Annotated in this window: 14 protein-coding genes and 1 tRNA gene; 4 read left to right on the forward strand and 11 right to left on the reverse strand. The window is 68.5% G+C overall.

Features of this window, described 5'->3' with window-relative positions; all coding sequences use genetic code 11:
• Window positions 1-12 precede the first annotated feature (12 nt).
• Window positions 13-1,056, forward strand: coding sequence for a Gfo/Idh/MocA family oxidoreductase (locus ACFXK0_RS04130; protein ID WP_379408259.1), 1,044 nt, complete (start codon window positions 13-15; stop codon window positions 1,054-1,056).
• 8 nt (window positions 1,057-1,064) lie between these two features.
• Here the strand turns inward: ACFXK0_RS04130 and ACFXK0_RS04135 are convergent, their stop codons facing one another.
• From ACFXK0_RS04135 to ACFXK0_RS04150, 4 genes are all read right to left on the reverse strand, one after another.
• Window positions 1,065-1,403, reverse strand: a complete 339-nt coding sequence (locus ACFXK0_RS04135) for an ArsR/SmtB family transcription factor (protein ID WP_379408260.1) — start codon at window positions 1,401-1,403, stop codon at window positions 1,065-1,067.
• Window positions 1,404-1,521: 118 nt separating this feature from the next.
• Window positions 1,522-1,893, reverse strand: a complete 372-nt coding sequence (locus ACFXK0_RS04140) for a hypothetical protein (protein ID WP_379408261.1) — start codon at window positions 1,891-1,893, stop codon at window positions 1,522-1,524.
• Window positions 1,894-2,073: 180 nt separating this feature from the next.
• The gene (locus ACFXK0_RS04145) at window positions 2,074-3,609 is read right to left on the reverse strand and encodes a Rieske 2Fe-2S domain-containing protein (RefSeq protein WP_379408263.1); all 1,536 of its coding nucleotides are present in this window, start codon (window positions 3,607-3,609) and stop codon (window positions 2,074-2,076) included.
• 115 nt (window positions 3,610-3,724) lie between these two features.
• Window positions 3,725-4,603 (reverse strand): hypothetical protein, encoded by an 879-nt coding sequence (locus ACFXK0_RS04150; RefSeq protein ID WP_379408265.1) that lies wholly within the window; start codon window positions 4,601-4,603, stop codon window positions 3,725-3,727.
• A gap of 191 nt (window positions 4,604-4,794) precedes the next feature.
• Between ACFXK0_RS04150 and ACFXK0_RS04155 the strand changes: the two genes are divergently transcribed.
• Window positions 4,795-5,559 carry a lysophospholipid acyltransferase family protein gene (locus ACFXK0_RS04155; RefSeq protein WP_379408266.1) on the forward strand — a complete coding sequence of 255 codons (765 nt, stop codon included), beginning with the start codon at window positions 4,795-4,797 and terminating at the stop codon, window positions 5,557-5,559.
• Between the two features lie 92 nt (window positions 5,560-5,651).
• On the opposite strand, the gene ACFXK0_RS04160 is transcribed toward ACFXK0_RS04155, so the two are convergent.
• The gene (locus tag ACFXK0_RS04160; protein ID WP_379408267.1) at window positions 5,652-6,335 is read right to left on the reverse strand and encodes a hypothetical protein; all 684 of its coding nucleotides are present in this window, start codon (window positions 6,333-6,335) and stop codon (window positions 5,652-5,654) included.
• On the opposite strand from ACFXK0_RS04160, the gene ACFXK0_RS04165 reads away from it, so the two are divergent.
• A tRNA-Gly gene (locus ACFXK0_RS04165) sits at window positions 6,306-6,381 on the forward strand. The genes ACFXK0_RS04160 and ACFXK0_RS04165 overlap by 30 nt on opposite strands.
• A gap of 35 nt (window positions 6,382-6,416) precedes the next feature.
• On the opposite strand, the gene ACFXK0_RS04170 is transcribed toward ACFXK0_RS04165, so the two are convergent.
• Both ACFXK0_RS04170 and ACFXK0_RS04175 read right to left on the reverse strand, forming a co-directional pair.
• The gene (locus tag ACFXK0_RS04170) at window positions 6,417-7,841 is read right to left on the reverse strand and encodes a lipase maturation factor family protein (RefSeq protein ID WP_379408268.1); all 1,425 of its coding nucleotides are present in this window, start codon (window positions 7,839-7,841) and stop codon (window positions 6,417-6,419) included.
• A 72-nt stretch (window positions 7,842-7,913) separates the two neighbouring features.
• Window positions 7,914-8,573, reverse strand: coding sequence for a histone deacetylase (locus ACFXK0_RS04175; RefSeq protein ID WP_379408269.1), 660 nt, complete (start codon window positions 8,571-8,573; stop codon window positions 7,914-7,916).
• A gap of 92 nt (window positions 8,574-8,665) precedes the next feature.
• On the opposite strand from ACFXK0_RS04175, the gene ACFXK0_RS04180 reads away from it, so the two are divergent.
• Complete coding sequence (locus ACFXK0_RS04180; RefSeq protein WP_379408270.1) at window positions 8,666-9,310, forward strand: DUF6636 domain-containing protein; 645 nt, start codon at window positions 8,666-8,668, stop codon at window positions 9,308-9,310.
• 6 nt (window positions 9,311-9,316) lie between these two features.
• Here the strand turns inward: ACFXK0_RS04180 and ACFXK0_RS04185 are convergent, their stop codons facing one another.
• From ACFXK0_RS04185 to ACFXK0_RS04200, 4 genes are all read right to left on the reverse strand, one after another.
• Window positions 9,317-10,759 (reverse strand): ATP-binding protein, encoded by a 1,443-nt coding sequence (locus ACFXK0_RS04185; RefSeq protein WP_379408272.1) that lies wholly within the window; start codon window positions 10,757-10,759, stop codon window positions 9,317-9,319.
• Window positions 10,760-10,835: 76 nt separating this feature from the next.
• Entirely contained in the window at window positions 10,836-13,079 is a 2,244-nt protein-coding gene (locus tag ACFXK0_RS04190) for a heavy metal translocating P-type ATPase (RefSeq protein WP_379408273.1), read from the reverse strand.
• A gap of 195 nt (window positions 13,080-13,274) precedes the next feature.
• On the reverse strand, window positions 13,275-14,213 hold the full coding sequence (locus tag ACFXK0_RS04195) for a hypothetical protein (protein ID WP_379408274.1): 939 nt from the start codon (window positions 14,211-14,213) through the stop codon (window positions 13,275-13,277).
• A 20-nt stretch (window positions 14,214-14,233) separates the two neighbouring features.
• On the reverse strand, window positions 14,234-14,473 hold the full coding sequence (locus ACFXK0_RS04200) for a heavy-metal-associated domain-containing protein (RefSeq protein WP_379408276.1): 240 nt from the start codon (window positions 14,471-14,473) through the stop codon (window positions 14,234-14,236).
• Window positions 14,474-14,483: the final 10 nt, after the last annotated feature.

Below are 14,483 nucleotides of genomic sequence, written 5' to 3' on the forward strand. Positions count from 1 at the left end.
GATACTCGACCGATGGACCAGCTCGGGGTAGCGGTAGTCGGGTACGGACTGGCCGGATCGGTGTTCCACGCGCCGCTGATCGCCGCCGATCCGCGCTTGCGGGTGGCCGCGGTGGTGACCTCCTCGGCCGAGCGTGCCGCGCAAGCGCGCGCCGAACATCCCGGTGTGCGGGTGTGGGGGAGCGCGCAGGAGTTGTTCGCCGAGGACGAGGACGTTGATCTGGTGGTGATCGCCACGCCCAACCGGTCGCATGCGCCGCTGGCGCTGCAAGCGCTGGCAGCCGGGCTGCCGGTGGTGGTCGACAAGCCGTTCGCGGTGCGCGCCGAGGACGCGCAGGAGGTGGTCGAGGCCGCCGAGCGGGCCGACCTGCCGCTGAGTGTGTTCCAGAATCGCCGGTGGGACAACGACTTTCTCACCGTGCAGAGCCTGCTGGCGGCCGGGGAGTTCGGCGAGGTGCGCCGGTTCGAGTCGCGTTTCGAGCGCTGGCGCCCGGCGATCAAGGGCACCTGGCGCGAAACGGGCACCGCCGAGGAGGGCGCGGGCATCCTTTTCGATCTCGGGTCGCACCTGGTCGACCAGGCGCTGACCCTGTTCGGCCCGGTCGTCGAGGTCTACGCCGAACTCGACACCCGCCGCTCCGGCGTCGCGGCCGACGACGACGCCTTCATCGCCCTCACCCACGCCGACGGCACCCGCTCACACCTGTGGATGAGCGCGGTCGCCCCGCAGCTGGGCCCCCGCCTGCGTGTGCTCGGCGCCACCAACGGCTACACCGTCGCCGGCCTGGACCCCCAGGAGACCGCCCTGCGCGCCGGCCGCCGCCCCGACGACGGAAAACCGTGGGGCACAGTAGATCCCGATCAGTGGGGCACCTTCGGCGCGGGCGACGACCTGCGCACCATCCCCACTCTCCCGGGCGACTACCCCGCCTTCTACGCGGGCATGGCCGCCGCCCTGCTCGACGGTGCACCCGTGCCCGTCGACCCCCGTGACGCCGTCGAAACCCTGCGCATTCTCGAATACGCCCGGCACGTCGCGAGCCCGCCAGAACCCTGACGGCCCGCTCAGCCGATGGTGCTCGCCGGCGCGAGTGCCTCGACCTGCACCGCGACGACGCCGGTGAGGATCACCCGGGCCACCGCGAGAAGTTCGGCGACCTGCGGCGAAGTGAGTGCGTAGGTCACCGCCAGCCCTTCCCGGCGGGCGGTGACCAAGCCTGCCCGGCGCAACACCGCCAGTTGCTGGGAGAGATTCGCCGCCTCCACGCCCACCTCGGGCAGGATCTCCGAGACCGCGTGTTCGCGTTGACTCAGCAACTCGAGTACCCGGATCCGCACGGGGTGCCCGAGGGTTTTGAAGAAGTCGGCCTTCATCTGATAGAGCGGCCGCTGTGTCCCCGGCATCCCGACTGGTACTTCCCTTCCGCGACTGCGCGTCTCGCGTCGAAACCGGTGGCGCGATCGCCTCGAGTGCGACCGAGCTTAGTGGAATCCCCGTGCGCGACGCCGATGATACGACTGTCTAGATCTCGAGCTCGGCGTCGATATCGGCGAGGCGGCGCCGGGCGAGCGCGAGATTGCCGCGATTGCGGTCCAGGGCGAGGTAGAGGAACAGGCCCTTGGCCCGGCGGGCCTGCGCGGGCCGGATCAGGTGGTACTGCCCGCCGAGGGTGATCAGCACGTCTTCGACCTCCTGGTCGAGCCCGAGCTGCTCCATCGTGCGCATCTTGGCACGCAGCACCTCGGTGTTGCCCGCGGCGGCGACCTGCAGATCCAGATTCTTCGACCCGCCGATCGTGCCGAGCGTCATGCCGCTGGTGTAGTCGACGACGCAGGCCCCCAGCGCGCCGTCCAGCAGCATCATTTCCTTCAGGGCAATGTCCATGTCCGCCATGGGTTTTCCTCTCCGATCAGATCCTGTTGATCTTCGACCGTGAGGCTAGGCGAGGTCCGCGCGCGCCATCCACCGAATCGCCCCGGAATTCTCCGCAGATGGGCAATTTGCAAATTATGCAAGCAGCGGCAACGAAAAACGGGCGGTACGAAACCCGTACCGCCCGTTCGGTTGTGAATCTCAGAGCTTGCGGGAGCGCAGCTCGTGGCCCTTGGAGGTCTTGCAGCGACCCGATTCCAGGTCCCACTGCCAGCCGTGCAGGTTGCAGGTGAGGTTGTTGCCTTCCACCACACCGAATTTCGACAGGTCGGCCTTGAGGTGGGGGCAGCGGCGCTGGACTTCCCAGCCGTCGAGTTCGGTGACGGCCGAGTCGTCGTGCGCCTCGGCGAACCAGCCGTCGGCGTAGGCGATGCGCTCGTCGGTGAGGCACTTGAAGAAGGTGTAGAGGAACTCGTTGTAGCCGCCGATGCGCCACGCCTGGAACCGGGTGGACAGGAAGATGGTGTTCACCCAGTCCGGCTCGTTGTCGCGCAGCACGGTACGCACCAGCTCGGGCGCGATCCGGAAACCGTAGCGGTAGCGGCCCTCGCCCTCGAGCGGCTCACGCACCGTGCGGTGCGGGAAGTCCAGCACCACGGTCTCCGCGCCGATCACCAGGCCGACGGGGTAGCCGATGCCGTCGCTGATCAGCGCGCTCTGCTTCATGATCGGCTCGAACAGCTCGCGCAGCGGCTCCAGCAGCGAGCCGTCACCGGTCTCCCACGACGCCTTCTCCGCGGCCAGCACCGGCGCGAAACGCTGCGCCATCTCGGCGATGTAGGCGGCCTTGTCGCCATAGATGCGGTCCGGGTCGAACGGGTGCGCCAGGTCGAGCTCGGCACCGCGCACATCGGCCACCGAACCGGGGATCATCAGGATCCCGCCGGCGTTGCCGTGGATCTGCATCTGCTCCAGGAACACCATCTGATCAGGGAAGATGTTGCCCTCGTCGCCGCGGTCGTCGTTGAGGTAGCGCAGTTCCTCGTCCAGGAACACCGGCGGACCGGCTGAGGGCACCACCCAGGTCGCGCCGACCTGCTCGATGTAGGAGCGGGCCCGGTCCATGCCGCGCTGGCGCTTCTGCTTGCCGAAATTGGCCTTGGTGCGCGCGGGAATGTCGTAGACCGCCGGATACCAGATGGCACCGGAGTACTGCAGCAGGTGGATATCGATGTGGCCGAACGCGTCGTGGATGACATCCATGTCGACCGGGCGCGCGTCGTTCATGTTGAAGCAGGTGGTCTCACCGTCGGAGACGAGGATGCCCGAGTCGCCGATCGGGCCGTCCGCGGGCGCGCGCAGCGCCACGATCATGATGTCGAGCGAGCCCTTCGGCCCGGTGATCGTGTGCTTGACCGAGTCCTGGGTCTCGAAGAACTTCGTGAAGCCCAGCGCCTCGAGCTCGCGGCGCAGATCCGGCACCGGGTAGTCCGGCAGCAGGATGGTGGCGTCCTTGCTGACGTACTTGCTCAGGTGCGCGGCGTCGAAGTGATCGCGGTGCAGATGCGAGACGTAGAGGTAGTCGACATCGCCGAGCGACTCCCAGTCGAGCTGCGAGTTGTCCGGGAACGGGAACCACGAGGCGAAATACGCGGGATTGACCCATGGATCGCACAGGATCGTCCCGGCCGTGGTTCGGATATGGAAGCCTGCGTGTCCGACGCTGGTGATCTGCACGAGCCATTTCCTCCTACCAGTATCTGATTCGCCGGATCAGGGGCCCTACGTGGTTACGCAAGCTGCCTCCTTCGGGCCCTGACTGTTCCGGCGGACCAGCCAACCAGGGTAGTGGCTAAATCGTTACGTCACCGATGCAGTAGCCCTCGGCTGTCGGAACGAGGGTGAATGTCCGATTTCTCGTGCCCCCCGTCGCGGTGGTCACGGGAACGTGAACCGCCAGGTAGTCGCCACGAACCTGCTCGGATCGTAGCTCCTCGGCGGTGTAGGAGGTGACATTGCCTACTTTGCCCGAGTCGCCTGTCAAGGGGGGTGCTGTGGGGTTGCCGGTGCCTTCGGGGTCCCAGGTCGCGGGATCGGCCTTGCAGGTCAGCGGATGAGATGCTTCGATGTCGGCCGGATCGAGCGGTTTGCCAACGGCGCGCGCGAGGTAGCGGCGCACGGTGTGGCGGGCATCGGCGTCGTCGTAACCGGGCTCGACGCCCGCCGCGAACACCCGCCCGCAGGCGTATCCGGAGTCCACCGCCTCGCGTTCCACGGTGACGGTGGTGGCGCCGGTGCGCCAGGTGATGGTGTCGGCGGTCGCGGTGCCGGGGCCGGTGAGGGCGGCCAGCACGGTCTGCGGGTCGGCGTACATCTCGGCGACGGTGCGCGGCGGGATCGTCCAGCATTTCGCCTGGAGGTCGGCGACGGTCCCGGTCTCCAGGTCGGCAGCCCAGCGGCGCACCGCCGTGACGGCGTCCGGCTCGCCTGGGACCGCGCCGACCTGCGGCGCGTCGGCGGGCAGCGGCTGGGTGGTGGTGGTCGGGGCGATCGATGCTGGGGCCGGGGTGGTGGTGGTGGACGTCGTCGAGGTGTCCGCCGGTGCCGGATCTTCGGGGATGCCCGAGACCGAATCACATCCTGCGAGCAGTGCCGCGGTGACGGTCAGGCCCGCGACCAGCGCGGAAGTGCGGTGCGGGCGGGCCGGAGCAAGTGGCTGAGCGCGTTCCACTGCGAGGTTTCCTCATTCCCAGGTCGTGGCACCCGCGGGCGCTGACTGTCGGGGCGAGCGAGCTCGCCGGGGGTAGACCGGTGTGCGCGAAGCGAATTCGCGCACCGGCGCGATGCCGCGATTGTACGGTGGCGGCGTCCGGTACCGGCGACCTGCCGCGAGCGGCGATCGGCGACTACGCTAACTGACTTGTGGAACCCGTCTACCGGTCGATCATCGGCCTGGCCCGAACCGTCTTCTTCCTCGAAGGTCTGAAGTTCACCGTGCAGGGGGCGGAGAACATTCCCGCCACCGGCGGTGCCGTGGTGGCGATCAACCACACCGGCTACATGGACTTCACCTACGCCGGACTGCCCGCGCGCACCCCTGGTCGCTACATCAGGTTCATGGCCAAACAGGAGGTGTTCGACAACAGCGTCTCCGGCCCGATCATGCGCGCCCTCAAGCACATCCCGGTCGACCGCACCGCGGGCGCCGACTCCTACAAGTCGGCGGTGAAATACCTGCGCGACGGCGAACTGGTCGGCGTGTACCCCGAGGCCACCATCAGCCGCAGCTTCGAGATCAAGGAATTCAAGTCCGGCGCGGCCCGGATGGCACTCGAGGCCGAGGTCCCGATCATCCCGATCGTCATCTGGGGCGCCCAGCGGGTGTGGACCAAGGGCTTCCCCAAGCGCCTCGGCCGCACCAACACCCCCATCTCCATCGCCGTCGGCGAGCCCATCCAGCCCTACGAGCCCGCCGCCGACCTCACCACCGAACTCCGCACCACCATGCAGCACCTCCTGGCCGGCCTCCAGCAGGACTACCACCACGAACCCGGCGCCTACTGGGTCCCCAAGCGCCTGGGTGGCAGCGCCCCCTCGCTCGAGGAAGCCACCGCCCTCGACGACGCCGAAGCCGCCGAACGCCTGGCCCGCAAGGCCGAAAAGGCCCAGGACAACCGGGAATCCTGACTGGACAATTGATCACTAGGCCATGAGGTAGACAAACGCCGAGAGCGAAAATCCCCCAGGGCCTAGTGATCGCATGTCCAGGTAGTACGGGATCAGTTCAGGGTCAGCAACCAGGACCCGTTGCAGCCCTTGCCGGTGTTCATGTTGGCGTCGTAGATCCATTTCGCGTCGACGGGCGGGTTGGCGCGCACGCTCCAGCGGCCGGAGGGCGAGCGCACCACCTTGTCCCGGTGGTACAGGACGCCGGTCTGGTTGCGGCGGAACGTCCACTGGCCGCTGCTGGCGGGATAGTTCAGGCGCAGGCGAACGTCGCCGCCGCGGTGGTTCTGGACCACCAGGCACGAGCGTGGATGGTCGACGTCGATCGCGTAGTCGGTGAAACCGGGCTCCTCGACGTTCTCGATGGTGTCGCTGAATTCCACCGGGTCGGTGAAATCGGCGCCGGCCGAACCGGTGCCGAGCATGGTTACCGTGGTCACAGTGATGCCCGCCGCGACCATCCCCAGAGTCTTCATTCGCGTGCCTTCCTCGGAGGCCGGCAAGGCTTGCCGGGCTGGGAAAACATTGCGCCGCAGCGCTTTCGGATTCCTTGTCGAATGCTCGAGACGACGGCGCGCGCAGCCGGACCTCACCGTGCCCGCAGCCGGGCTGTGCGCACGGATTTCGTGTTTTCGGGTGGCACACGCTAATGTTTCTTCTCGCACGATGAAGCCCCCGGCGATCCCGGTACGGGCCCGGAAATGCATGCGGATGTAGCGCAGCTGGTAGCGCATCACCTTGCCAAGGTGAGGGTCGCGAGTTCGAATCTCGTCATCCGCTCCACGAGAAGCCCGGTCGACAAGTCGGCCGGGCTTTTCCTATCGTCGGCCGATCCACTCCGACGTCAGCGGCGGCAGGAACTCGCCGATCAGCGTGCGCCGCCACCAGATCCGCTCGCCGAACAGCTCGGCGGGGGAGCTGAACCGGTATTCGTAGAGCCGGGCCCGCAGATAGCGCGGCGGTTCCTCGGGAAACGGGCAGTAGCGCAGCAGGCGCAGCGTGTCGGGGTCGTTGGTGAGCAGTCGCGCGGCCAGCGGCATCGCCCAGCCGCGGGCATACGAGGGCGAGAGCGCGGCGAACCACAGCAGCCAGTCCAGTCGCAGGTGATACGGCGCCCACTGGCGTGGCCGGTAGCGCGGGTCGCCCGGCTTGCCCTTGAACTCGTATTCGCGCCACACCGTGTCGGCGGTGAGGTGGGTGGCGGTGGTGCCCTCGAACACGATCTCCTGGCGGACCCGGGTGATGTCACCGAACGCGCCATAGGTGTTGACCAGGTGCAACGGGTCGAACGAGGCGTTCATGGCCTGCTTCGGCGAGGCCAGATTGGCCACCGGCCGATAGCTCAGCACCACCACCATCGCGATATAGGCGAACACCGCCCCGACGAACCACACCGGCGGATCGGCGACCGGTGGCGCGTCGGGCAGCACCGGATAGCCGACGACCACGGTCGTGGCCAGCAGCAGCGTCACCCAGTTCAGCCAGGAGAAATTGCCGGAGATCACCAGCCACAGCTGGGTGACGATGAGCAGGCACGCGGCCACACTCGCCACCGGCTGCGGCGCGAACAGCCCGAACGGCACCACCAGCTGGGCGACATGATTGGCCGCCGCCTCCACTCGGTGCAGCGGCCGGGGCAGATGATGGAAGAACCAGCTCAGCGGACCGGGCATCGGCTGGGTCTCGTGGTGGTAGTACAGGCAGGTCAGCTTGCGCCAGCACCGATCGCCGCGCAGCTTGATCAGCCCGGCACCGAACTCCACCCGGAACAGCAGCCAGCGCGCCGCGAACAGCACGAGCAGCGGCGGCGCGACGGTGTCGTTACCCAGGAAGATCGCCAGAAAACCGGCCTCGAGCAGCAGCGATTCCCAGCCGAAGGCATACCAGGTCTGCCCCACATTGATGATCGACAGATACAGCACCCACAGCGCGAGCCACAGCAGCATCGAGGCCCACAGCGGCACCAGATCCGCGGCGCCCGCCGCGATCGCGACCGCGAGCCCGGCCCCCGACCAGGCGACGACGGCATAGAAGCGGTCCGAGTAGTGCAGGTGGAAAAGACTCGGTGACCGGTGAAACGGCGTCCGTCGCAGGTAGCGCGGTATCGGCAGCATCCCGTGCTCGCCGAGCAGCGCGCGGAACTGCAACGCGGCGGCGAGGAAGGCGAGCGCGTAGATCACCGCCAGGCCACGCTGGAAGATCAGCCTGCCCTGCCAGTAGTCCGGTGCCGTGAACCATTCCATGCACCCGCTCCTGGACGGTTGTGCCCCTGGTTCGATTGTCTACCCGGCGGCCCGTCGGCGAAACGTCGATCGTCAGCGGGGCAGGTCGAGGCCGGTTCCGCCGGCTACCGCGGCGCGCAGTCCGGGCTCGGTCCAGTGGGTCGCGATGCCGGGCAGTGGCCGCAGGTACTCGATGACACGTTCGGTGTCCCAGCCGTGCGCCGCGCGCAGGCCGTTGGCGATCATCGCGAGATAGCGGGCCGAAGGTTTGTGCAGCGCAACGGTTTCCGGTGACCACGGGGCGGTGAAGGTCAGGACGGGTATGCCGTCGACGTCGCCCGCGTGCAGGACGGTTTCGTAGCGGCCCGGTCCGAGTGTCAGCAGGCCGCCGGCCGGTACCTGCGCCGGATCGAAGCCGTCGCCGGGGGCGCGGTACATCTCCTGGGCCCGCAGATCGGCGAACTGGTCGACGGTGAGCAGGTACCCCCGGGCGGCGACCCCGGTCGGCCAGTCCGTGGCCGGCCGCGCGGCATAGAACGCGACACCGCCGGTCCACACCGGGCTCTGCCAGGCGAAATACAGGCTGCCCGGCAGCGTGAGCGCGGTGACGGCCGCCGGTGGCGCCGGATCACGGAATCCCGGATAGGTGCGCGTGGTGCCGGGCGGGGTGCCGCCGAGCCGGTAATAGTCGAACCGTGCGGCGAGCATATTGGAGCCGTAGGCGGCGTACCAGACGTGCTGCGCTGTGGTCACAGGTTCACCTCGGTTCGCTGAGCGAGGGAAACGATATCGCGCGCATCACCGATTCTCCCTGCGAGGGTCGGGCGGAACAGAGGGGACAGATCATGAGAGCAGTAATCGTCGTGGCCGCGCTGGTGGCGCTCGCCGGGGGAGTCGCCGCGTGCGACACCACCGAACCCGCACCGGCCGTCACTGAGTCGACGTCGCCCACCGCGCCGAAGATCGTGACGAGCCCGGTCACCGCGGACCCGACCGTCGTGCCGGACACCAGCCCGGTCACCGCAGACCCGACGGTCGTGCCGGACACCAGCCCGGTACCGACCGGGATGCCCACCCGCGACGACGCCACCGTCGACGCCCGCGCCTACCAGCAGCGCGACAACTACTACTTCCAGTCGCCCACCGGCAACATCATGTGCGGCATCCTCGCCGACGCCCCCTTCGGCTTCGGCTGCCAGCTCTCCCACGCCAACGTCATCCCGCCCCAGCTCCCCAACTGCGACGACGCACCCAACCGCAAGGTCGCCGTCCACGTCGACGGCAACACCACCGAATTCCTCTGCACCAGCCAGGGCATCTTCATCGGCGCCCCGGTCGACGGCACCAACAAGGGCGGCGGCGCCACCCTGCACTACGGCGACACCCTCGTCGTCCGAGGCGTCGCCTGCACCTCCACCGAACAGGGCATCCGCTGCGACGCCGCAGGCCACGGCTTCACCATCTCCGCCGACCAGCAAACCCTGTACTGACCCGCCTCAACTCCACGCCGCCAGCACGTCCCGCGCGTCCCAGATCACGTCGATCAGGTCCGCGCAGGCGGCGTGAACCCCACCCAGCGATACGACGACCAACGCGGTGTCCGGCGCGACGAAGCCCGGGACCATATGCGCGCCCTTGGTCAGCGAGGCGAGGTCATGACGGTCGAACGGACTCCCGAGCCATTTGATCGAACCGGCGAACGCGATCCGGTGCGCGACGGGGGATCGGTCGGCCCCGATCAGGTCGATCTCGGGATCGAATGCCCGATTCCACCAGCTTCCCACCACGGCGACATCGTCGAACGGCAACGAGCCCGTGAGCGCTGCCAGCTCGAGCGCGTCGCGGACCAGCGGCTCGACAGCTTTGCCACGCCAGGTCGTCCATCGGCGAGCGAACAGGTCGTAGGCGGCATCCGGCCGTCCGCGCCGGGTCAGCTCCTGCACCGACCGCAGCGCGGCGAGATACAGCCGGAGATTGCTGTCCGTCACACGGTACAGCGCGGGTTTTCCCGATTTGGTGGACAGCGGGATGTCGTTGGCGAGGATGTGTTTCTCGCCGGTCAACCGCTGCAACAGTGGCGACAACGTCCCGGAAGGCACAGCGCCGCTTCGGCTTCCGGCCGCCGCGGCGATCGTGGCGAATGTTCTTTCACCACTGCCGACGGCTTCGAGAACGCGGCGGGACTGGTCGGGCGCGGGAAACTCGGCGAGCAAGGTCGACTCCGGCACGCTGAACAGCGGCGCGGCCGGGTCGTCGCACTCGCGCCGCACGAAGTCCAGCGGCGCCATCCCCTGCGGCCAACTGCGCAGAATGCCCGGGAGGCCACCGGTGATCAAGTGCGCGTCGATACCCGCTGCTGCCTCGAGGTCGAGTGCCCGGGCGACCTCGGCCGGATTGAGCGCACCGAGCACGAGATTGTCGGCGCGCCCGTAGAAGGGCTGGTCGTAGGCGGTGAGGCGTTCCATCATGTGGATATCACTGCCGAGCAGCAGCAGGAGGACGGGCTGCTGCTGGAGCAGCCGGTCCCAGCCCGTCTGGAGTGCCCCGTCGAAGATGTCGTCCTGTTCGGCCAGCCACGGAACCTCGTCCATGACGACGACCGTCGGCTCGTCACCGATCGCGTTCGCCAGTACCCGGAACGCGTCGGGCCAGCTGCCGATGCTCTCCGGGAGGGTGTCCGGTTCGCGGGCGATCCCTGACCGGCGCAGCTCCGCCAGGTATGCCGCCAGCGAATCGTGCACCGACATGCCCTTGGTGGCGGTGAAATAGAAGTACCGCACCTGCGCCCGGTCGCAGAACTCCTGGACCAGACGCGACTTTCCGATTTGCCTACGCCCACGCAGCGCGACGGCTGTTCCCCGGCCCGATTCGATGATCCGATCGAGTCGGGTCCGCAACAGTCCGAGCTCGATGCTGCGGCCGACGAACCCGGAAGCCATCGACGACCTCCTCCATACGTAGGAGCGATCTATGTAGATTCAGTCTACATAGATCGCCCCTACAACTATTGTGCTGTCACTGGAAGCGGCGCAGGCGCAGGCTGTTGCTCACCACGAAGACCGAGCTGAACGCCATGGCGGCGCCGGCCAGCATCGGGTTGAGCAGGCCGGCCATGGCCAGCGGGATGGCGGCCACGTTGTAGGCGAAGGCCCAGAACAGGTTGCCCTTGATGGTGGCCAGGGTGCGCCGCGACAGGCGGATGGCGTCGGCGGCGGCGCGCAGGTCGCCGCGGACCAGGGTCAGGTCGCTGGCCTCGATGGCGACATCGGTGCCGGTGCCCATCGACAGGCCGAGGTCGGCCTGGGCCAGGGCGGCCGCGTCGTTGACGCCGTCACCGACCATGGCGACGACCTTGCCCTCGGCCTGCAAGCGCTTGACCGTGTCGACCTTGTCCTGCGGCAGCACCTCGGCGATCACCTCGTCGATACCGACCTCGTCACCGATGGCGCGGGCCGCGCGGGCATTGTCACCGGTCAGCAGGATCGGGGTCAGACCCAGTGCACGGAACTGCGAGATAGCCTGCGCCGAGGTGGGTTTCACCGCATCGGCGACCACCAGTACACCGCGTGCCTTGCCGTCCCAGCCGACCGCGACCGCGGTCTTGCCCGCCGACTCCGCTTCCACCATGGCGGTTTCCAGCGTGTCGTCGAGCGCCTGCGACCAGTCGGCCAGCAGCCGCGCCCGGCCGACGATCACCGCGTGCCCGTCGACCACACCCTGCACGCCGAGACCCTCCACATTGGCGAAACCCTCCACCTGCGGCAGCGTGCCGAGCTCGTCCCGCGCGCCCTTGGCGATGGCCTGCGCGATCGGGTGCTCCGAGGAATCCTCCAGCGCGCCGGCCAGTTCCAGCACCCTGCTGCCGACCTCGCCCGCCGCGGGGATCACGTCGAGCAGCGTCATCTTGCCGGTGGTGACGGTGCCGGTCTTGTCCAGCACGATGGTGTCGACCTTGCGCGTGGACTCCAGCACCTCGGGGCCCTTGATCAGGATGCCCAGCTGCGCGCCACGGCCGGTGCCGACCATGAGGGCGGTCGGGGTGGCCAGGCCGAGAGCGCAGGGGCAGGCGATGATCAGTACCGCGACGCCCGCGGTGAAGGCGGCCGCGACGGAACCGCCGGTGCCGAGCCAGAAGCCGAGGGTGGCCACGGCCAGCGCGATGACGATCGGCACGAAGATCCCGGAGATCTTGTCGGCCAGCCGCTGCGCCTGCGCCTTGCCGGTCTGCGCGTCCTCGACCAGCTGCGCCATCTGGGCGAGCTGGGTGTCGGCGCCGATCCTGGTGGCGCGCACCAGGAGTCGTCCGCCGACATTGACGGTCGCGCCGGTGACGACATCGTCCACGCCGACCTCCACCGGCACCGATTCTCCGGTGAGCATCGAGGCGTCGACGGCCGAGGAACCCTCGGTCACCACACCGTCGGTGGCGATCTTCTCGCCCGGCCGCACCACGAACACGTCGCCGACGGCCAACTGCTCCACCGGAATTCGCGTCTCGACGCCATCGCGCACCACCGCCACATCCTTGGCGCCCAGTTCGAGCAGTGCCCGCAGCGCCGCTCCGGCCCGCCGCTTGGACCGCGCCTCGAAGAAGCGCCCGGCCAGGATGAACGTGGTGACGCCCGCCGCGGCCTCCAGGTAGATGCTGCCGGTGCCGTCCATCCGCGCGATGGTGAATTCGAACGGATGCGTCATCCCCGCCTCGCCCGCGGTACCCCAGAACAGCGCGAACAGCGACCAGCCGAAGGCGGCGAGTACGCCGATCGACACCAGTGTGTCCATGGTGGCGGTGGCGTGCTTGAGGTTGGTCCACGCCGCCTTGTGGAAGGGCAGCGCGCCCCACACCACCACCGGCGCGGCCAGCGTCAGCGAGAGCCACTGCCAGTTGGTGAACTGCAACGCCGGGATCATCGCCATCGCGATCACCGGCACGGTGAGTACCAGCGAGACCAGCAGCCGGGTGCGCAGCGAGGCCGTCGGGTCCGGTTCGGCGGCCGTGTCCTCGGCGGGCTCGGCCTGCTTCGGCGCGGGCAGTGCCGCGGTGTAGCCGGCCTGCTCGACGGTGGCGATCAATTCGTCGGGGGAGACGTCACCGGTGAAGTCGACGCGCGCCTTCTCGGTCGCGTAGTTGACCGTGGCGGTGACCCCGTCGAGCTTGTTGAGCTTCTTCTCGATCCGGTTCGCGCAGGAAGCGCAGGTCATGCCACCGATCACCAGTTCTACCTGGCCGGTGCCGGGTGGTTGAGTCACGGTGGTCATGGGGTGCTCCGTTTCGTTCCTGGTATCAATTCTTGCTGAGGGATTGCCGGCGGGCTACGTGGGTCCGTTTCGACGGGCCTGTTGCGGAGTCCGCCGAAGCATGCGCTGAGCATTCGCTGAAGGCTCAGCTGGTTCCGATTTTCGACCGATCTGCGGGCAGTGAACGTTCAGCCCGGTGGTCGACGGGTGCTCAGGTCAGTGCCCGTGTCCGGGTGTGCCGTGGTCGGCCGGTGCGCTTGTCGGCGCGGGGTTGCTCGCGCCCGTCGAGTCCGGCTGGGCGACCCGCACCGTGAACTCGGCCGTGCGCACCACGCCCTGATGCTGGAAGTCGAGGAACAGGCGGTAGTCGCCCGCGCTCGGCGCGGTCACCACGAAGTCGATGCCGGGTCCGGCGGGGGTGACCCCGTCGCCGGGCGTGCCTTCGGGATGAACGTGCAGGTAGGCGAGGTCGGCGGCCCGCAGTGCGACCAGGTGACCGTAGGCCCCGAGGTAGGGCTGCAGGTCGGTGACCGGCGCGCCGTCGCGGCTGACCGAGAGTGTGACCTTCGAGGCCGCGCCCGGGGTGACGGTGCCGTTCAGCGCGACCGTGTACTCCCCGACCTGCGCGGTGGCGGCCGGGGCGGGCAGGGCCCGCACGTCGTAGTCGCCCGCGACCCGCAGATCGGCGCCGAGGGTCAGATTCGACCCGCCCGCCGGGGTGAAGTCGGCGAAGACCCGGTAGTCACCGGCCAGGCTCAGGTTCAGCGGCACCCGCCAGGTCCCGGCCTGGTCGAGCACCGGATGCACGTGCTGGAAACCGGCCATGTCCCGCCGGACCACGATCAGGTGCAGGTCCTTGTCGTGGCTGGTCTGGTACTCGGTGACCGGGGCGCCGGTGGCGTCGAGGATGCGGAAGGTGATCGGCGTCTGCGCCGCGGTCGTGGTGTTCGGCTGGTCCAGGGCCAGCGTGTAGCCCTGATCGGTGACCAGCAGACCACCGGGGATCTCGCTCGCGCCGGCCTGCGGGGCCGCGTGGTCGTCGTGCCCGGCCGGTTCGGTGGGTTCCGGACCGATCAGGGCGCCGGCGGCCAGAGCGATCCCGAAGACCGCCGCGAGGCCGAGGGCGAATCCGGCGAACTTGCCTGTTGCGTTCATCGGGATGCTCCGTTTCGGGTTCAGTCGGCGAGCTGGAAACCGGCCGCGGTGACGGCGTCGGCGAGGGCGGTGCGGTCGGGTTCGGTGCCTTCGATGGTCACCGAGCCCGCGGCCAGGTCGACCTCGACGCCGGTGACGCCGGGCAGGGCGCCGACCTTGTCGCGCACCTTGTTGGTGCAGCAACCGCAGGTCATGCCGGTGACGGTGACAGTGGTGCGCATGGTGGTGTTCTCCTCGTCGTCGATCTCAATAATTACCATACCCCCCTAG

The sequence above is a fragment of the Nocardia sp. NPDC059177 genome, from assembly GCF_042755165.1.
Lineage (GTDB): Bacteria > Actinomycetota > Actinomycetes > Mycobacteriales > Mycobacteriaceae > Nocardia.

Bases quoted from the DNA above. Each gene is read 5' to 3' on its own strand.
- ACFXK0_RS04190 (WP_379408273.1), bottom strand. From the start codon at position 13,079: ATGACCACCGTGACTCAACCACCCGGCACCGGCCAGGTAGAACTGGTG.
- ACFXK0_RS04195 (WP_379408274.1), bottom strand. From the start codon at position 14,213: ATGAACGCAACAGGCAAGTTCGCCGGATTCGCCCTCGGCCTCGCGGCG.
- ACFXK0_RS04130 (WP_379408259.1), top strand. From the start codon at position 13: ATGGACCAGCTCGGGGTAGCGGTAGTCGGGTACGGACTGGCCGGATCG.
- ACFXK0_RS04140 (WP_379408261.1), bottom strand. From the start codon at position 1,893: ATGGCGGACATGGACATTGCCCTGAAGGAAATGATGCTGCTGGACGGC.
- ACFXK0_RS04135 (WP_379408260.1), bottom strand. From the start codon at position 1,403: ATGCCGGGGACACAGCGGCCGCTCTATCAGATGAAGGCCGACTTCTTC.
- ACFXK0_RS04185 (WP_379408272.1), bottom strand. From the start codon at position 10,759: ATGGCTTCCGGGTTCGTCGGCCGCAGCATCGAGCTCGGACTGTTGCGG.
- ACFXK0_RS04170 (WP_379408268.1), bottom strand. From the start codon at position 7,841: ATGGAATGGTTCACGGCACCGGACTACTGGCAGGGCAGGCTGATCTTC.
- ACFXK0_RS04200 (WP_379408276.1), bottom strand. From the start codon at position 14,473: ATGGTAATTATTGAGATCGACGACGAGGAGAACACCACCATGCGCACC.
- ACFXK0_RS04180 (WP_379408270.1), top strand. From the start codon at position 8,666: ATGAGAGCAGTAATCGTCGTGGCCGCGCTGGTGGCGCTCGCCGGGGGA.